Here is an 18,770-nt window from a genome sequence, read left to right as displayed (position 1 = left end):
TTGTGTATTATATATTTATCTGTTTCAATAGCTGTTCTTTCGTCTGCTCGATGGCGTTGTGGTAAACCTCCATCTGCCGGGGAAAGAACTCTTCCAGCCATGCGTCCTTTTCGATGTTGTCCTGCATGAACCGTATCGCCTGCTCCCGTTCGATTTCGACGGATGTCTCGCCCTCTTCCCGATTGTTGAACCATGCCTTGGTCCACCAGCGCACACCCGCCCGGTCGGGATAGACCGTGACAAGCCTCGGTATGTCGAAGCTCTGTATGTCGATGTCCAGTTCCGCCAACGGGTCTATGATGCCGCCATAGGTCAGGGCTTCGTCATGGAGTTTTTTTTTATGTCGCTGCTCGCAGTGGAGAGGTACACATCATGCCGCAGGGCGAGGTAATGCAGGAAATCCGCAATAAGGAGGTTCTGCACCTTGCAGGCCAGCGGCATGGCCTTGTGTCCCAGTCCGAGCGGATTGGCCATGCTCGGCATATTCTCGTAGAAATACTCCTTCATCGCACCCACCGTGAAGATGTGGCGTAGCGACTGCTCCGTATTCCGGGGCAAGGTGTATGCTCCATGCCGCAAATCCTCCATATAGTGCGGCAGGAAGTGCAGCATCAGTTCCTCTATCTCCCTTTTGTCCCGTTCATAATCGGTTTTCAGTTCCATCTCCAAGCCGGATAAATAGTCTGTCTCGTGTCCGCCGGCCTGACGCATTGCCTGGATATTCCCGTACAGCATTGTCAAGAATTCCAACGGGTTCAGTTCCTCGCCCTTGAAGCGGACGGTCATGTGCAGTTTGTCACCGCTCAAAGCTACCGTCTGTCCGGCCTTTACACGCTGTCCGAATTGAGCGAAGACATTGGACAGATTTCCGTATGTCACCTCATACTCCCCGTAGCGGATGGTCTGGCAGATGCCGTGTCCGGAATCGTTGCCCACGCCCGACACAATGCCGCTGGCGAGGGCAGAAAGCATATAGCACCGCACGTTGAAGTCAATGCCGTGATGAAAGAATTTCTCGCCCGTCGCCGGGTCGGTCTGTTCGCCGTAGCCGAGCGACAGCTCCACGTCTTTGCCCTGCTGTTCCTCGAAAGGCATACAATAACCGCTATCGGATTGCAGGATCATTTCTTCTGTATATTTCATGCTGTTTACCTATTGATTCATATCCCTATCTTCTCATCCCTCCGCCATGCGTCTGTTCCTCTGCCGGAAGTTCGGGCGTCCGGGTGCGCTGCACGTTTTCTGTCTCCGGCGTTCGGAAGACACCCGCATTGTTGCCGATGAGCATCATGCCGAGGAATGCGCCGGCAATCTTGCCCAGCCAGCCGAAGCGTCCGAATATGAGGAACGCCGCCGCAACCAGCCCGGCAATACTCAGCCCCGACACGTTGCCGCTGCCGAGGTTACGGAAAAAGTTGCCGAACATATCAAGGCCTCCGCCACCGGAGGCTTGGCGCAAAAAGTTCGACACACCGTTCAGCTTGTTGTCGATGCCGGTTACCGCACCGCTGACCGAACTGACGGCTTCCCCGGCCTTGCCCGTCAGTTCACGCACTCCGTCCGCCGTCTCCGCGAGGGTATTCGTTGCCGGTTCGCCGATGACCGCATCGCTCACGATACGCACCACGCTTTTGTCGGTGGTCAGCTTCTCCCAGCCCACATAACCGACCGCACCGCCGATGGTCGCCGTCTTGACGGCCTGACCCGCGCCACGCAAGGTCTGCGAAGGGTGCAGCACTGCCTTACCCATACTTTTGCCGGTAGTCGCTGTAGCCGTACCGACACCTTTCATGGCCTTGCCGCCATATTTCAATAGTGTACTCCAAACGCCCATACGTTGTCTGTTTTTAAGGTCTTACATTTCTTCCTATCTGCCGCCAGCGTCTTTTGGCGGCTTCCACGATATCCCGTTTGTCGGCTGCCGGGCGTGCCCCCTCGTCGATTTCACGCCAGATGTCGCCCATCGTCGTGTATTTCACCGCCTTGGTCAGCCGTTGCAGTTTCTTGTTCATCATCTTGAGCTTCGGACGGATGCCAAATACGATTTCCATGCGCTCCTTCTCCGTCATTTTGTTGTCTGACAGGCACGCCATGCGGATGTCATTCACAATCTCCACGCTGTTCATAATCAGTTCCCGGTAAATGCGGTTCCGTTGCGTGGAGAGAGCAACGGCCAGCGCGTTGGGACTATTGCGGCTTACCTGTCTGGTAAAGTCTCCCATATTGTCCGTCAGCCTTGATATTTCGTGGTAAAAACCGTATATCTGCGCTGCGTAGCAGATTATCGACCGGAAAGAGTCCAAATAGTTGTTGAACTCCCGTTGCAGGTCGGTCGTGGCTTTCACTTCCTCTTTCGTCCACAGGTGTCCGGTGGTCTGCATCAGCATGACTTTCTCCTGGTTCTTCAGCTCCTTTTCCGCCTTGTCGGTATAGAGCAGGATCATTCCGGCAAGCACGGGGTCGTTTTGCGCCCGAACCTTGCCGATACCGATGCACAACAATAAGATGCCTATCCAAATCGTCCGTTTCATTGTCAGTTCCGTTTTTATCGTGCGAGGACGGCAGCCCTGCGCCAACGGGTCATGGCCATCCGTGCCGCCTCCCCATTGTTGCGGTCGAGCATCCCGGCCGTCACATTGTTCCACACGTCATTGAGGGTATAGTATCGTATGCTCAGGTAGAGCAGGTGTAGCTTCCGGCTGAAAACCGAAAGTTTGTCGTTCAACGCCCACAAGGTCTTGCTGCGTTCCGCACCCGTGAGCATATTCTCTTTGCCGCCCTTGGCCACTGCGTCATTCAGGAGCGTGAAGACCGATACCAGTTCCGTTGCCGTCTCGATATACAGATTGTTCATGCTCATGGAGGCGATGATGCCCTGCGGGTTGTTTCGGATGGCGTTGCCCAATTTCCCTAACGTGAGAAAGATTCTCACGCCGTCGTTGTAGAGATGGGTGCAGGCTTTCAGCGATGAAGCGTAGCCGCTTACCGTCTTGAGATAACTGTTGTACTGCTTCTCCCATTTGTGGATGCGGTTAAACTCGGCGGCGATGCTGTTCTGCAGCATAGCTGTCTTCGTCTGACCATTTATCTGTTTCTCTATTTGGTCATTGATAACCTCGTTGCCCTCGGCCAACGCCATCCATTCCAACGGATTGGACGCCGTGATTTGGGCTTTTGCCCAGTGTGGCATCAGGCAGAGGGCAAAAATGACCAGACTAATGATTCGTGATTTCATATATTCCCTTTTTTCGTTTGTTATACTCGACCCGTTCCCGGATAAGCGTTACCACATCGAAGTTGTGTCTGATGCCTACCAAATCAAGCCGGGGTGTATTCCTGTCCATCGAGAAGATGCGTACCGTCTTTAGGCCGCAAAGCTGCTGCATGAGGCTTTGGTGTTCCACAAAGTCCACGATACGATATTGTTCCATGTAGTCCGTCTTCCGGGACAGCACCCCATGCCTGCTGATAAGCTGCTCGCTACCGATGTGGTAGCGTGTCCGGCGCAGATAGATGAAACGGTACAGCAATGCCAAAGAAAGCAATGCGGCAACCGATACGGCAAGAGCTGTCAGAGGCAGTCCCTCCATGCCACCGTACACCCATGCTGCACAGCACAATACGATTGCGGGCAGCTCGTCGATGACGAACTGTCCGGCGTGCGGTTGCAGCACGATGCTTTGGAAATGTCCTGTGGGTGCATCGGTCATCATCGGCGAAAGTGTGTTTGTTGTTCCTCTTCCGGTGACTGTTCTCTCGCCTGTGTCTCATCGACCGTCTCTTCCTGTTTCTGCCCGGCCAAAAGCTGTTCGTTCCAGTCCTTGTTGGGATAGGTAGGCTGTTCACGGACAAAAGAGGCGTCATTCGCCTTGTCCAGACCGAGGAACTCCCGCAATCCTTCACGGAACTCCTTGTAATTTCCGTTCATGATATCCGTCTGTTCCCGTATGTCGTCCGGATGGCACAGGCCGCTCGAACGCATCGACATGGCTTCTTCCCATGCGGATTCATATTTCCCGTAGCTCGACCGCAAAGCGTCGGGCAGCAGGTCTATGTCTCCTTCATCGAGGTTCTTGCCGTCAGCGACGGAATCCAGATAAGGCTTCCGCTCCGGTGTCTCCTCGATGGTGGAACGGACAGCCCGGTACATCTCCTGTTGCAGGTTCTTGGCAAACTCGATTCCCGCAAGGTCGGTATCGAAACAGATGTGTTGCTTGGCAGGAAGCGAGAGCGTGAGGACACCCCGCATCTGTTCCACCGTCGGGTTACCGCCGGTAGATATGAAGACCGCTTTCCGCAAATCCTTGTCGTTGGCCTGATGAAGCTGGTAATAGGCCATCGCGTCGTATGCACTCTCGAACCAGTAGATATGCTTGGCTTCGGTAAGCGTAGTTTTGGCTGGGCTGGCAATCCATAGCCCTTGGCTCGAATTGCTCCCTTCCGCCTTCCCTTTATAACTGCCGCTGCCATCCATGCGAGGGCGCCCTCGCTCTTCCAGACCGACAACCTGTCCCGTATCTTTCGGAACGGTCAGCGGAAAGGCGAGGTTGGTGTATTTCATGCCGTCCTCACGGTGTTTCGTCGCCAGACAAAAGTTCCGGTGGAAGGCGTATTGCGTGTAAAGGTCGATGCCCCGATGCTTGAAGAACGGATAGAACTTCTTTTGTGTCGCCCGATCCTGCGGATTGAACTGGTGAATGTCGTAATCCGCCATGTCAAACGGCTTCACATCCCGTTTAGGCTGGATAATCCGGGTATCCCGGTCAGCGACGGGATGGTTCAGCAACCGGTTGCAGACAAGGTTTACCAGTCGGTCGGGAGACACACCGGCATGGTATTCCGCAAAAAAATGCGGATGCTCCTTGATAAAGGAAATGATGTTATACGACTTCTGCTGTTGCGGTTTGAAACAGCATTTCCCTTGCTGCGTGACAATGAACTTGTCGTTGCGGATGCGCCGCCCCTCGCTGTCCAACCGGACATACGAGGGATAGCGCAGGCCGTCACGCCGGTTCAGGTGATAGCCCGCGTCGATAAGCACGTCCTGAATGTTCAGCCTGCGCAGAAAATCGTCATAAGTCAGTTCGCCCTCTCTCATGGTTTACCTCCCCATTCTCATATCATTGATTTCACGGTTCATCTCTGCCTCGAAACAACGGATGGCCACATCCCTCGGCGTATCGACACCCGGCTTGAAGTACGGGCGTGGCGGACCGCCGAAACACTCGCCGTAGAACTCCGGGGCATGGCAGTGATGGTGGATGCCGTGTGCGACACCCGCCGCGACTACCGTACCTGCGGTGAGGGCGGCAAAGATTTTCGTGCCGAGACCCCGCTGTGCTTCCGGGCGTGTTTTCATGTCCACTTCGCTGAAAATCTTGGAAAAGAGCTTCATCCGGTGATAGTCATCCACAGCAAGGAACTTGTCGTAGTCCCGTTGGGTTATCTCATGGCTGATAGCCTGACCGTCGATAACGGCGGTCATCCTGTATTTCCCCTCGGTCTGTGCCGGTTGAACGGCTATCTGGCTCACTTCGACTTCCCGCCCGTGTTTCTCTTCCCGATACCATCCCTTGTTTTCATTCAAAAACTGGAGGTCACGCCCGTCCACTACCGCACCGATATTTCCCTGTACGGATTCCTCTTGCTGTTGCAGCGAGGTTTTCACTGGCATAAAAGCCTCTTGCTCCTGCCGTTGGCGTTGTTTCAAATCCTGCTGTACTTCGGGATGCAGACCGATAGCGATGCGTTGATCGCTGTTGAGAGCCTCCATCGTCACTTTGTCGGAAAAGTCAGCCCCGATAATGCCGTTCAGCAGTTCCAGACGTTTCTCTACGGGCTGCTCCTCGATGGGTGCGGCAACCAGTGTCCTCACTTCCTCTTCCGTCAGGTCATAGACCATATCGGCTTGGACGCTTTCCGACTGCACGGTCAGCGTCTGCTTTTCCGCATCCACGACAAGACCGTGCGAGGCAAGGCACTCCGCCCATTTCTCGTTGGAGAAATAGACCGGAGAGGCTATAAGCTCCTTGTACGGCCGTGCCGGTTCCTTGCTGCGTGGACGGCTGACCATCGGCGTGATAGCCGCCTGCAAGTCCTGCAGCACATCCCGTTGCTGTACGGGCTGCTCCTGTTGATGCCCCTTGTAATAGAAGCCGTAACCGCCTGATTGCAGTTCGCCGGGCTTCATGCGCCCGTCGGGGCGTTCGGGTACGATGGACGGCCCCGGAAAGAACAGTTGGCCGCCGACCCTGCGAAGGTGGAAGCCCAACTGGTTGCGAGGTGTCCAGCCAAGGAACGGCGGGGGCATTCCCATACGCCCCATGCGCCCGTACTCGCCGATGACGATGCGGTAGCCGTGCAGCCCCATAGCCACACGACCGTTGGCATTGCGGGCATGGACGAAGTTCTTGGGCATATAGAAGTCCTTGCCCACGATGCTCGTCAGCACGTTGTAGGCCTTCTTGTTGGCAGTGTTCGTTCCCCAGTCCGTGAGTGCCAACATCTGACGTTCGGTGATCGGATAGACCAGCAGGGGCGAGTCATGTCCCTGCACGATCAGCCGATACCCTGCATCGTCAAGTGCAACATGGGCTTGAAGCCCGTTGCGCATCAGCATATCGCGCATTTCGGGCTGCAAGTCCATCTGCCGGGGATTGGTATTCGTTCGTATCGCCATAGTCTGATTGTTTTCGTTATGCGTCTCCGCTTTCCATTGCTGCCTCCAACTGTTCGTCCTTGAAGCGGACGAACTCGGCGGCGGATTCGTTGCCGACTGCAAGCCCTTTTTCCTCGCAGTAACGGGCGTATTCCTCCTGCCAGTCGGCGGAGAAATGATTGACGTAATCGAGCCAGCCGTATTCGCCGCTCTGCATCTTCCCGACAAGTACGTCTTCGGGATAATATTCGTTCTGTGCCATAATGTACGGATTGATGTTTTACTTATGGAGAGCTGTCGCACGATTGCGCTCGCCGCTCTTCTTCTGTTCGTTCCACAGCTCTTCGGTGTAGTCTTCCTCCGAAACGTAGTCAAGGTTACCGTCATCGTCCATGACCCAGCAGCCGTAGCACCCGAAGGTGTATTTGTCCCACTCTCGCTTGGGTTGGTTGCGCCATTGCTGCGCGTCGCCCGAACAGATGCGGATGCCGGTCTTGGCATGAAGGTCGATGCCCACTGTGGCAGGCTCGCCGCCCACGACTACCGTCAGCGGCTCGCCGTGCTGCATCCCGTTTACCTCCACCGTACCGAGGCGCATGACCTCGGCCAGCACTTTCAGGTTGCGTGCGATGATGGGCGTGGGGACATACATCACCTGTTTCGTCTCGGCGTCAATCTGTACGAAAGCCTTGCTGCTCCGTCCGTCCGACATTTCCACATCGGCGACAATCGCCTTGCCGTCGAGCAACTGTTTCTGCTGTGCTTCGTCATACCGCTCCAGTGGAGAGGATTTCAGTGCCGGATAGAACACCACATCCACCTGACCGTCGTCCATGCGGATAAAGGCAAAGCGGCTGCGGCTCTCGATTTGCCCGCCATGCTCGTCAGTGACACGCACGGGAAGCACGGGAGAATGCCGGCCGTTGCAGATGTCTTCCAACACACGCATCGGCAAGTCCTCGATCATTTCCCTTGTAAGACCGAATCGTTCCAGTGTCGAAAAGGGTAATTCATCAAATTCAATCTGAACTTTTTTCATACTATATTCATATTATAAAATTGTACTATACAAAGATAGAGACATCTTATTATGACGGACAAAAATACAGCTATATAAATGGTTGTAATATGCTGTTTTTATCTTCATTAGTACAATTATCTAATCAAAATCGTACTAATAGACGCAAAATATCAAACCAATACAAGAAATGACGGTAGTTTGTTTCCGACATGAAAACTCCCGTTATAACTTTGCCGAATGAGAAAAATTTTACTGATAGCAATATCGGGTGTTTCATTCTGCACGATGCCCGCTCAGGCGCAGTTCAACACGATTGCCAAGACACCAGAAAGATACAAGGTAGAAGCCTTGCAGGAGGGTATGAAAAAGCCGGAGCCGACACCCGAAAGCATGGCTCCTGTACAGGAGACTTCGACAAAACCTGCCGATGAAAGTAAGAAGTTGTGGATTGACCGTTATCTCAGTGTGTCTTATCCATTGCAGCGCATCAGAATTACATCACCATACGGCTACCGGAAAGACCCGTTTACCGGAAAGAGGAAGTTTCACGGCGGTATCGACCTGCACGCACGGGGCGAGCAGGTATTGGCCATGATGGAGGGGGTGGTCGTCAAAGTGGGACAGGACAAGACGTCCGGCAAGTATGTGACCCTGCGGCACGGAAATTACACCGTCAGCTATTGCCACCTTTCACGGGTGCTGACCGCCAAGGGTACGGTAGTCCGTCCCCGTGATGCCGTCGGTATTACCGGCTCGACCGGACGAAGTACAGGCGAGCACTTGCACATAACCTGCAAGCTAAATGGCAAGAGTGTCGATCCGTCGGTCGTTTTCGATTACATCCGGACTACACAGCAGGAGTGCATTTCAGCTTTGAGCAGACTGTTGTAAGAGTGTTTATGTCGCCAAACGCTAATCGAAAAGAGTGTCATTAGGTGATGTGGTTTTCGATTAAAACAGGGAACTTTTCATTTTGGAACTTATCGTAATTTTTTATTTGAATGATTGTGAAACCAAGACCGAGTAGGGAGATCGGACTCTAACGGTCTATCCCGTTGCGGGAGAGGACGCCTTCCGTGTAATAATGTTTGACTTCTCGCATCTCCGTGACCAAGTCGGCTATGTCGATCAATTCTGCCGGAGCGTACCGTCCCGTGATTACCAACTCTGTCCCGGAATGTCGTCGAGAAATCGCCGTCAATACCTCCTCAATAGAAAGCAACTCGTAATACAGGGCAATGGTTAGTTCATCGAGCACGACCAGATTATACTCTCCCGAAGCGAGAATTTGTTTGCAGCTTTCCAATCCCGCATAAGCTGCGTCAATATCTTCTTGTGCCGGCTTCTTTTCAATAAAGCACCCCCGACCGAATTGCTGGATGCGGACGTTGTTAAACAGATGTTCGATCTTGGTTTCATTATATTTCATGTTCTTTACGAATTGTCCGATGAAGACGCTTCCTCCGGCACACAAAACTCGAATGGCAAGCCCAAATGCGGCCGTTGTCTTTCCTTTCCCGTTGCCAGTATAGACATGTATATATCCTTTGTTTTCCATATTGTTGATTTATGATTGCAAATGTAATCCGTGTTATGGTTCGGCGGAAAGATGGGCAAAACAATAAGTATAGGTTTGAATCGTGCCATCCTCAAGCCGGATGTCATAACTTTGGCTAAAGGGAGTTCCCAGTCGGAAAAGTACGGGTGAGGAGAATATCGGTCCGTCGTAGCAGAACGTGTGGTATTCTCCGTTTTCTCCGTTGTGATCCATTTCCTTGGGGAGAGAGGCAATAAAGTCGGCATCTACCTCGCGACCGATGGCATCCATTCCCAAGCCATCGGCTTGCGTGGTCACGATGACCGTCTTCAGTCCGGAAGCGAGGTATTGCTGCATGACGATTTCCGAGGAGACTACTCCCCATAACGGCTCCACAACCTCTATTCCGAGTGGTGCGAGTTGTCGCTCCCTGTAGGCACGGACATCGTGCAAGTAAATATCCCCGAAAATAAAATGGGTTACTCCTTGCTCCTTGAAATGTAGGGCTGCGCAAGTCATGGCCTCTGCGTAATTTTCAAGGTTCCCCTGGGGTGTGAGATTCACGATATGCAGGGGAATACCTATACTGTCTGCTTGTGCCTGAAGCAAGGGGAGTGGGATACCGTGCATGCTGGAGCGTTGCGAGTCACGATTGATTGTGGTGAGCAGGGCAACGATGTCGTATAGCTCCGATTGACGAGCTCGCCAAAGGGCATGCGCGGAGTCTTTTCCCCCGCTCCAGTTGAATACGGCTTTTATCTTTTCCATTCGATGTTCGTAAAACTTCATGCTTCCAATAACTCACTCGTTTTTGCCCAATAGTAGTAGGCTTCCGGTAGGTTGCTTCTCAGCTTATTCAGTTTGTTGGGCAGCGAAGGTCGGATGACCATATCCTTTATATCGGCAGGGTTGTTGGAATAAGATTCTATTTCATTGATTCCCTTTTCAATTAACGTGGCTAAATAAGCCGCTCTTGCTGCATCAATAATGGCATGGTCTATCAGATAACGCTGCTTGTACATGAATGATTTGACACGGATGATTCCGTCTTGTATCAGGTCGAAGTCTCCTTCTCCGGCTTTTCCCCGTGTGGAGATACAAAGTGCCGTTTGGCGGATGTCATTGAAAACTTGCCCTATGTCCGTTCCGAAAGACCGGTATGAAAGTTCGACCACCGCAATCTTACGGAACGCTTCTTTGGTAATCTGCAGGTCTGAAACATTTTCAAACAGCCGCCCCACATCATAAAGCTGTTTGGCTATCTCCATCGAACAGGACCTTCCATTCTTGTAATAAGGTATTCCAGTTGTGTTGGGAGCGAAAGCCGTCAGTTTATCGCCCAAAATATCTTCTGCGGACGGGACTGTTACCATCAATGGTTTTCCTTCCAACCGTATGAACGGGCAGTTGATAGCTATTTGTTGGGTACGGAAATAATGAATGTCCTCGTAGAGTACATCCAGCAGGATATAGGATTGTGCATCGGTGTCATTTCGGTATGCAATCTGATAGAAAAACTTGGAATGGCTCTTGGGAATATCCGCATCATCCCGTTGCTTGCGTTCCACAAGTTCCAGATTGATGAAGCCGAAATCGGCAAATGATTTCAGATAGTCTTCAATGTTGGTTCCAGGGGGACAGATAAGATCAATGTCGATTGACAGACGATGAGCAGATTTCCCAAGTATGAGCATAAGTGCCGTTCCTCCCTTAAAAACCAGTGGACACCCGGCTTTAACCAGCATTTCAAGCAGGGACAGGGCACGGATTACTTTCTCTATCAGATTTTTATCATTATAGTGCAATTCGGATGAAACCTGTTCGATCCATTCTGCCGTAAAACACTCCTTCTTTATCATTTTATGTTCAGATTTTCTAATATGGACAATATTTCTTCTTTTGCCTTACGTCTGCCGGCATACCTGAATAGCCGATTTCGATTGACAGCGTACAGATTAAAGGCATTTTCAAAGATATGCTCGCTTTCACTGCCTTGTAGGTAGAAGAAATCCGCATCCCTCAATATATCCACCAACAGCTTTTCCAGTGTAGGCATCGGTACATCTGATACTTTCTGCAAAGGAGCTTCCGAGACCAAATTTTTCACAAAAAAGACACGGCTGTCCATATCTACATATCGGTAAATCATATCTTTGTCCGGTCGCAGATAGACGTCACGGTTCCCGTCTTTCAAAAAGTTGAAAACCGTTTCTGCCGAATCCCTGTCTGTTTCCACATAGACAACACGGTTGGAAGAAAGGTGATGCTGCAAGGTTGCGATAATATCCCCCTGATAGACGCAGAACTTCGCAAATGGGAAATTGACCAGCAACGAATCGTAAATTTCTCTTACTTCACCTATGAGTTTAGGAACAAAGGACTGTTTCATGACTTTAGCATACATTCCGCGTCCGGTTCTGACCAATGCATTTTCATTCACGAGCTTGAACAGATACCATGACAAGGAAGACTTGCTTATGCCAACCTTTTCGTGAAGATAGGCAAACAAGTCATCCATGCTGAAATCACGGTGTACTTCAGCGTATTCAAGTATGGATGTCGTTGTTTTGTTACTCATATTATATCCTGTTTTTGCCTGCAAATATAGCAAATTTTCGGCACTATTTCTGAATAGTGCCGAAAATTTGTATTTATTTAAAACAATCTATATGTAAATAACCTTTTGTCATCATCTACTAAATATCGGCACTAAATTAAAATTGTGCCGATATTTAGTGATTGTTCAATATTGTACAATGACAATTTACCAAATCGTATTTTCCTGTTTTATTGTTGTCACATCTCGTTTATCGGCAGGTCATTCTTTACTCTTTTCGTCGGCGAATGTAGGACGAAGCGCATAATCGCCAAGCCGCATTGCATTCGGATGACGAAAACAGACTGTTGCACGGTCGGTTTTCTATCCGGGTTTGGCTTATGATGCCACAGCTTCATCCTCTGGCTGCCTCAAAAAGCTGAAAACAAACCTGCACGGCAAACGAAAGCAGGGAAAAATAAAAATCAGCATGATAGTTCAACCAATTAAAAGTAAACAAGTATGGTAGAAGAAATTAGACAAGACGGCAGAGTGATATTGTCGAGCGAAGACGGTTTTTCCGTCCCTATGATTTTCAACAACCTTTGTGGAAAGAATTTCATTGGCAAAGAATACAAGGACTATATCAGGCATATAGCCTTTGAGGAAATGGGACTTAAGCCGGGTATCGTGTCCCATTATCGGAACGGTGTTCTATATAAGAACGGCACAATCCCGGAACTTTGAACAGGTAAACCAAAATAGGAACAGCAAAAATCAAAATTTATACAAATTTATACAGATATGGAAACAACAACAATTCATCCGGCAGAAGCCTATCTACGCAACGAACAAAATCCTACATCCTTATATGTAAGGATTGCAGGAAAACGCAGACGGCTGTTTATCAACCGCAACGAAAACGTCATCGGCATTATCGCACTCGGAAAACGCAAAAGCGGGTACATCTTCACAGATTGGGCAAGCATTGAGAAGATATACTATCCGTCATCCTCTCCCGAAGATGCAGCGGACATAGAAAAGAAACTGGTCTTGAAATACCAGAAACTTGCCCGGCTTGCCACGCATACGAATGATTGGCTTCGCAAAATCGCTAATGCCGATTTGGATAAATCCCTCTACGAGAACCGCATCACGACCGGCACACGCATCGACGGCAAGTGTATCGGACTTGCCACCATCGAGAAGTATTGCGGCAGTTGGGATATGGCTCGTTTCAGAACGGCACTGAAGCAAGGTGAAAAGTTTTCCACCGGACGCTTCGACTTTTGCGGCTATGACGGTACGCTGTGGTGCGAGCCACGCGAAAATGGCGATATGGCGGCAGGATTCAGCAAAGAGTACCGGAATTGTGGCAACGGCTACTATTATCTGCTTATCAACGATGAATACATGATAGGCTATGACATAGACTGAGTTATATGCAGGGCAACGACAAGACCGTATCGGGCAAAGTCTCGGTACGGTTTGTTGTTCCGATCGACCAACGACCTTTTATAAAACTCCTGTTCTCCCTCTTATAGCCTTACATCCTGCGGCCAGTTTGCTTCAAGCAACCTCACGCATTTTGTGTAACATGTTACATAAAGTGTGTGAAGCCCCTTTTTGCAAAAGGACGGACACGGACAGACTTGGCATTACAGGGGGCGGGATAAATCCTGCCCTCTGTAGTCCCAAGACAGTCCGTCGGAAAGTCCGTCCCGGCTGACCGCTTCACTCTTTTACCCATAATCTTTCCTTTTCTAACGGATTCCCATTAAACCCAAGTCCGCTGCCGTGCGACCTACGGGATAGAATTTTCCGCAAAGGTAACCGACCGTGCCAATCTTGCCAATGCCGACGTGCCGCCGCGAGTGACACGCAAAAATCTTCCTCTCCCTCTGTCGAGCGTATTTTTCCGGTTCAGCCTTGTCCGATTGTCCCTCGCCACCTTCCGAAAGCAGAAAAATCTTCCCGGCGGTCGCAAACAGACCGAACAGAGGGAAATAAAAAGAAAGGTTAAATATGAGTTACAACAAATTGAAATCATTGGTGGCAAACGTGGAAGCGATAAAGACAGCGTTACAAATCCACATTCAAGGCAGACAAGCCACACCAGAGGAAAAAGAAACCTTATCCCAATATTCGGGGTTTGGCGGTATCAAAGAAGTGCTGAACATCGGCACAGACAAGCCTGTAAGTGGCGACATGGAAGAACCGATAAGGCGGTTGCAGGAACTTATCGACACCTATCCCTATTTCACGGAAGCCATGAAAGCCTCTGTCCTGACAGCGTTCTACACCCCGAAATTCCTTATTGATGTAGTCGCAAAGCAGATACACGCCACATTCAAGGACAATGAGCTGCAAATGCGCTCATTCCTCGAACCGAGTGCAGGCATTGGCGGTTTCCTCCCGGTAGCCATGTCCGACACCTGCGGCTATGCCATTGAAAAAGACCCGGTTTCGGGTCTGATACTCTCCCTGCTGAATGACAACACGGTTACACGGACAGCCGGGTTTGAAACGATAGACGAACAGGGTTTTGAACATACGAAATTCGATGTCATAGCCTCCAACATCCCTTTCGGTAACTTCCGTGTGTTCGATGCGGAACTCTGGAAGAAAGGCGGCATATACGAGCAGGCTACCAAGACCATACACAATTACTTTTTTGTCAAGGCTTTGGAGCTTTTGAACGAGGGCGGCCTGCTGGCTTTCGTCACATCAAGAGGTGTGGCCGATACACCAAGCAACAAATTCGTGCGTGAATACCTTGTGAACCATGCCGATTTGATTAGTGCTATCCGTATGCCCGACACGCTTTTCATGTACACAAGCGGCATCGAGGTAGGCAGCGATTTACTGATCTTCCAAAAGCATACTCACAAGGCGGCACTCTCGCAGAGGGAACAGCTCTTTTTACAGGTCGGCAGGGAAAAGGCAGACACGACAGGCGCAATGACCGAATACGCCAACAAACTTTTCACATTACCGAAAACCACCCTCGCCACAGGCAGCCGCATTGCGATGAACCAGTACGGCAAGTATGTACGCAAATACCAGTGGCAGGGTGATGAAAACGCCATGTCGCAGTATCTCGCCGCATTGCTCAAACTCGACTTTGGCCGCTATTTCCGCAAAAGCCTTTTCACAAGTGAGGGACAGGACGGCATACACACGCAAATGTCCCTTTTCGGCAGTGTGGCCGTTAAGCAGCCACCAAAAGGCAGACGAGCCTATACGGACGAGCCGGAAGCGTGGATGAAAGAGGGTGCAATGGTACTGTTTGAGGGGCAGGTGGGCATTATCCGATACCGCAAATCCGAACTATACCAAGAGACGGCCACCGATTTTGTCCCGGTGGACGAGGGCAAGGTGAACACGGAGAGGGCTAACGACTATTTCTCTATCCGCAAGGCATATTTTGAACTTGCAATCAAAGAGCAGGAGGAACAGACGGAACAGCCGCATTTGCGTGAACGGCTGAACGCTTGCTATGATGCTTTTGTCGCCAAATGGGGCTTTTTCCACTCTAATGACAACAAGGAGTTTATCATGCTTGACAGCCTCGGCGTGGAAGTGTTCACGATTGAAATGCAGGTCAAGGGCGACATATTCAAATCCGACATCATGCGTGAGCCTGTAGCGTTCAAGAAGATAGACACGACCGTGCAACTGACACCGGGCGAAGCGTTGGCAAGCTGCCTTAACTTTTACGGCTGTGTGGATATGGACTATCTGATGCAGACCACAGGCAAGGACGAGGACGAGGTTATCGACGACCTCAAAGGCGAGATATTCTATAACCCTGCCACCGGAGAATGGGAACACAAAGGCAAGTTCATAGCCGGAAACGTCATCGCCAAAAGCAAGGAAACAGGCTCTTATCTTCCCGATCTCACAGGCAAGGAAAAGGACTGGACGGAAACCGCTGTAAAGGCATTGGAGGAAGCCATACCCGAAGCGATACCCTACGAGGAACTCGACATCAACATGGGCGAGCGTTGGATTGACACGAAGCTGTACGCCGATTTTGCCACAGAACTTTTCGGAACGGAAACCGATGTGATGTATTTTGACGTGAACGACACCTATTTAGTGCGGCTACAAGGATATTCCCCTGTAGTCTATAACACCTATTCCGTAAAGAATTACAACGGAGAGGATTTGTTCGTACACGCCCTGCAGGACACCGTTCCCGAAATAACCAAAGAGATAGAGCGGAACGGCGAAGCGGTACGAGTGCCGGACGAGGAAGCCATACAGGAAGCGGCCACCAAGATACAGGAGATAAGAAACCGTTTCAACCAGTGGCTCGACTGTCAGCCGATAGAGGTAAGGGACGAATTGGTAAGGGTGTACAACGAGCGGTTTAACTGCTATGTCCGTCCGCATTATGACGGCTCGGCACAGACCTTCCCGCAGCTCTCTTTCGAGAATTTTCCGTATGACAGCCTCTATCCCTCACAGAAAGATGCCATTTGGATGATTAAGCAGAACGGCGGCGGTATCTGCTGGCACGAGGTAGGCACGGGCAAGACGATGATAATGTGCGTTTCCGCTTACGAAATGAAACGCCTCGGATTGGTGCAGAAACCGCTCATTATCGGCTTGAAAGCCAATGTTCACGAAATAGCCGACACGTTCCGCAAGGCTTACCCCTCGGCAAAGGTGCTTTATCCGGGCAAAGAGGATTTCACTCCTGCTAACCGCAAAGAGGTATTCTCGAAAATCAAGAACAACAACTGGGACTGCATCATTCTGACACACGACCAGTTCGCCAAGATACCGCAATCGGAACAGACCATGATAGATATATTCACCGAAGAACTGGCCGATGTGGAGCGCAATTTGGAAGTCTTGGAACAATCCACCATGCGCTACCGCAGCGGAAAGATGCAGGACGGTCTGGAGAAGCGCAAACAGAACCTCGCAGCCAAACTTAAGGAATTGAAAATGAAAATCAACGAGCGGAAAGACGATGCGGTGGACTTTCACTCGATGGGCATAGACCACATATTTGTCGATGAATGCCACATTTTCAAGAACTTAATATTTCAGACACGCCACACGAGGGTTGCCGGTATCGGCAATACCAAAGGCTCGCAAAGGGCGATGAACCTGCTGTTTGCCATCCGTGACATTCAGCACCGGACAGGACGTGACCTCGGCGCAACATTCCTTTCGGGCACGGTGGTTGTGAACGCCCTGACCGAACTGTATGTGATGTTTAAGTACCTTAGACCAAGAGAATTGCAACGTCAGCAGATTTCTTGCTTCGATGCGTGGGCGGCGATATTTACGCAGAAAACAGCCGATTATGAACTGAACGTGACAGGTGCAATCAAGCGTAAAGAGCGTTTCCGCACCTACATCAAAGTGCCGGAACTGGCAATGTTCCTGCGTGAGATTACCGACTACCGCACCGCCGACATGATAAACCTCGATGTACCGGATAAAAATGTGCGCTTTCTTTCTCATGCGCCCACTATCCAGCAGGAGGAAATGATAGGCCGTTTGGTTTCCTTTGCACACAGCGGACAGTGGGAGGATTTGGGACTTGATACGCCCGAACCCGACAATCTCGACAAGGCAAAAATGTTGGTAGCTACCAATGTGGCACGAAAAATGGCTCTCGATATGCGTTTGTTGGGCGACAAGTTCAGCGACGATGCCGAAAACAAGGCTTCAATCTGTGCAAGAACAATCTATGAATATTATATGCGCTCAAATGAAAACCGGGGTACGCAGTTCGTGTTCAGCGACCTCGGCACATACAAGCCGAATGAGTGGAACGTATATACCGACATCAAAGAAAAGTTGGTGAACCTCGGTATTCCGACCGATGAAGTGCAGTTTATCCAGTGTGCTACCACCGAAAGGGCAAGAAAACGCCTGTTCGAGGACATGAACAACGGCAAGGTGCGTGTGCTTTTCGGCAGCACCACCATGTTAGGAACAGGGGTGAACGCCCAGCAGAGGGCTGTAGCGGTGCATCATTTGGAGATTCCCTGGCGACCGGCTGACATGGAGCAGCGCAACGGCAGGGCGGTACGCAAGGGCAACACCGTGAAACTGTGGGGCGGCAACGTGGTGGATGTGGTGATTTACGGCACGGAAAAGACACTTGATGCCTACAAATTCAATTTGCTGAAAAACAAGCAGATGTTCATCAACCAAATCAATAACGGCACAATCGCCGTGCGCCGTATCGACGAGGGCGGCATGGACGAGGACAACGGCATGAACTTCGCCGAGTTCGTGGCAATCCTTTCCGGCAACACCGATTTGCTGAACAAGGCAAAACTCGACAACAAGATTATGCAGTTGGAAAAGGAACAGACCATTTTCAAGAAAGAACGCATCCGTGCCGAGCGGAAAATAACCGCCGGACAGGAAGATATGGCAAAGACACAGCGTACAAAGGCCGGTTTCATCAAGGATTGGGAATACTTCAACTCTTACGAGGGGACAAAAGTAACACAACTTCTCAACCTGCCACAAGCTACAGCCGAGGAAACAGGCCGGGAATTACACCGCATCGCCAAAACCTACCGTAGCGGAGCGTATGGTACGATTGGCACGTTTACAGGGCTGAATTTGCTGGTACGCAGCGAGTACAGCATAAACGGTACATTTGACCGAAACACGTTCTTTGTCGAGGGGACAAGCGGGCTTAAATACCGTTGTGGACTGACAGGTGCGTTACCGCTTGGCTTCGTGGAATCTGCTCAATATCCGCAGGCTACACTAAACAAATTGCCCTCACTTATTGAGAAGCAACAAAAGACGGTGGAGCGGATTGAAAGCGAAATCCCCATATTGCAGGACATCGTTGGCCGCCAGTGGAGCAAAGCCGATGAATTGGTAAAACTCAAACTGGAGTGCAAGGAGCTGCAGCGGAAGATTGACGAAAGTCTCAAGGATGCGGAACGCTCTCTAACTCCATCCGAAACAACGGCTGCCGAATACGAACCTACTACTAAGGCCGCTTAAACCATAATCATATCTTAAC

Annotated in this window: 18 protein-coding genes; 4 read left to right on the top strand and 14 right to left on the bottom strand. The window is 50.6% G+C overall.

Going from position 1 to position 18,770, the window contains the following annotated elements:
* Positions 1–7 precede the first annotated feature (7 nt).
* The 10 genes from HMPREF1534_RS0119315 to HMPREF1534_RS02265 are packed head-to-tail and all read right to left on the bottom strand — an operon-like array spanning position 8 to position 7,697.
* Complete coding sequence (locus tag HMPREF1534_RS0119315; protein ID WP_004301295.1) at positions 8–289, bottom strand: hypothetical protein; 282 nt, start codon at positions 287–289, stop codon at positions 8–10.
* Positions 290–312: 23 nt separating this feature from the next.
* Positions 313–1,143 (bottom strand): M23 family metallopeptidase, encoded by an 831-nt coding sequence (locus tag HMPREF1534_RS02225; RefSeq protein WP_004320543.1) that lies wholly within the window; start codon positions 1,141–1,143, stop codon positions 313–315.
* Between the two features lie 25 nt (positions 1,144–1,168).
* Positions 1,169–1,834, bottom strand: coding sequence for a hypothetical protein (locus HMPREF1534_RS02230; RefSeq protein WP_004320541.1), 666 nt, complete (start codon positions 1,832–1,834; stop codon positions 1,169–1,171).
* A 13-nt stretch (positions 1,835–1,847) separates the two neighbouring features.
* Entirely contained in the window at positions 1,848–2,531 is a 684-nt protein-coding gene (locus HMPREF1534_RS02235) for a hypothetical protein (RefSeq protein WP_005944246.1), read from the bottom strand.
* Positions 2,532–2,545: 14 nt separating this feature from the next.
* Complete coding sequence (locus HMPREF1534_RS02240) at positions 2,546–3,235, bottom strand: hypothetical protein (RefSeq protein ID WP_005944244.1); 690 nt, start codon at positions 3,233–3,235, stop codon at positions 2,546–2,548.
* Positions 3,216–3,713, bottom strand: a complete 498-nt coding sequence (locus HMPREF1534_RS02245; RefSeq protein WP_004320535.1) for a PH domain-containing protein — start codon at positions 3,711–3,713, stop codon at positions 3,216–3,218. Before HMPREF1534_RS02245 ends, HMPREF1534_RS02240 begins: the two co-directional genes overlap by 20 nt.
* Complete coding sequence (locus HMPREF1534_RS02250; protein WP_004320533.1) at positions 3,710–5,098, bottom strand: toprim domain-containing protein; 1,389 nt, start codon at positions 5,096–5,098, stop codon at positions 3,710–3,712. The genes HMPREF1534_RS02245 and HMPREF1534_RS02250 overlap by 4 nt, the downstream gene beginning before the upstream one ends.
* A gap of 3 nt (positions 5,099–5,101) precedes the next feature.
* The gene (locus tag HMPREF1534_RS02255; RefSeq protein ID WP_004320531.1) at positions 5,102–6,679 is read right to left on the bottom strand and encodes a hypothetical protein; all 1,578 of its coding nucleotides are present in this window, start codon (positions 6,677–6,679) and stop codon (positions 5,102–5,104) included.
* A 16-nt stretch (positions 6,680–6,695) separates the two neighbouring features.
* On the bottom strand, positions 6,696–6,920 hold the full coding sequence (locus tag HMPREF1534_RS02260) for a hypothetical protein (protein ID WP_004320530.1): 225 nt from the start codon (positions 6,918–6,920) through the stop codon (positions 6,696–6,698).
* Positions 6,921–6,938: 18 nt separating this feature from the next.
* Positions 6,939–7,697 carry a DUF4099 domain-containing protein gene (locus HMPREF1534_RS02265; protein ID WP_004320528.1) on the bottom strand — a complete coding sequence of 253 codons (759 nt, stop codon included), beginning with the start codon at positions 7,695–7,697 and terminating at the stop codon, positions 6,939–6,941.
* A 219-nt stretch (positions 7,698–7,916) separates the two neighbouring features.
* On the opposite strand from HMPREF1534_RS02265, the gene HMPREF1534_RS02270 reads away from it, so the two are divergent.
* Complete coding sequence (locus HMPREF1534_RS02270) at positions 7,917–8,570, top strand: M23 family metallopeptidase (RefSeq protein WP_005944242.1); 654 nt, start codon at positions 7,917–7,919, stop codon at positions 8,568–8,570.
* A gap of 148 nt (positions 8,571–8,718) precedes the next feature.
* Here the strand turns inward: HMPREF1534_RS02270 and cobO are convergent, their stop codons facing one another.
* From cobO to HMPREF1534_RS02290, 4 genes are read right to left on the bottom strand one after another with little or no spacing between them, the layout of a single operon-like run.
* The gene (gene cobO, locus HMPREF1534_RS02275) at positions 8,719–9,237 is read right to left on the bottom strand and encodes a cob(I)yrinic acid a,c-diamide adenosyltransferase (RefSeq protein ID WP_004301307.1); all 519 of its coding nucleotides are present in this window, start codon (positions 9,235–9,237) and stop codon (positions 8,719–8,721) included.
* Positions 9,238–9,270: 33 nt separating this feature from the next.
* On the bottom strand, positions 9,271–9,984 hold the full coding sequence (locus HMPREF1534_RS02280) for a Dph6-related ATP pyrophosphatase (protein WP_032931883.1): 714 nt from the start codon (positions 9,982–9,984) through the stop codon (positions 9,271–9,273).
* Between the two features lie 17 nt (positions 9,985–10,001).
* The gene (locus HMPREF1534_RS02285; RefSeq protein ID WP_005944240.1) at positions 10,002–11,075 is read right to left on the bottom strand and encodes a nucleotidyl transferase AbiEii/AbiGii toxin family protein; all 1,074 of its coding nucleotides are present in this window, start codon (positions 11,073–11,075) and stop codon (positions 10,002–10,004) included.
* Positions 11,072–11,794, bottom strand: a complete 723-nt coding sequence (locus HMPREF1534_RS02290) for a DUF6577 family protein (RefSeq protein ID WP_004301310.1) — start codon at positions 11,792–11,794, stop codon at positions 11,072–11,074. The genes HMPREF1534_RS02285 and HMPREF1534_RS02290 overlap by 4 nt, the downstream gene beginning before the upstream one ends.
* Positions 11,795–12,274: 480 nt before the next feature.
* Between HMPREF1534_RS02290 and HMPREF1534_RS02295 the strand changes: the two genes are divergently transcribed.
* The 3 genes from HMPREF1534_RS02295 to HMPREF1534_RS02305 all read left to right on the top strand — a co-directional run bounded on the left by HMPREF1534_RS02295 (position 12,275) and on the right by HMPREF1534_RS02305 (position 18,751).
* A complete protein-coding gene (locus HMPREF1534_RS02295) occupies positions 12,275–12,499 on the top strand; it encodes a DUF7688 family protein (protein WP_004301314.1) in 225 nt (74 codons plus the stop codon).
* Positions 12,500–12,556: 57 nt separating this feature from the next.
* Positions 12,557–13,189 (top strand): hypothetical protein, encoded by a 633-nt coding sequence (locus HMPREF1534_RS02300; protein ID WP_004301315.1) that lies wholly within the window; start codon positions 12,557–12,559, stop codon positions 13,187–13,189.
* Between the two features lie 588 nt (positions 13,190–13,777).
* Positions 13,778–18,751 (top strand): N-6 DNA methylase, encoded by a 4,974-nt coding sequence (locus HMPREF1534_RS02305; RefSeq protein ID WP_005944238.1) that lies wholly within the window; start codon positions 13,778–13,780, stop codon positions 18,749–18,751.
* Positions 18,752–18,770: the final 19 nt, after the last annotated feature.

The organism is Phocaeicola massiliensis B84634 = Timone 84634 = DSM 17679 = JCM 13223 (assembly GCF_000382445.1).
In the GTDB taxonomy this organism is placed as follows: domain Bacteria; phylum Bacteroidota; class Bacteroidia; order Bacteroidales; family Bacteroidaceae; genus Phocaeicola; species Phocaeicola massiliensis.
The sequence above is the reverse complement of the archived record's forward strand: the minus strand, read 5'-3'. Positions and strand labels throughout refer to the sequence as shown.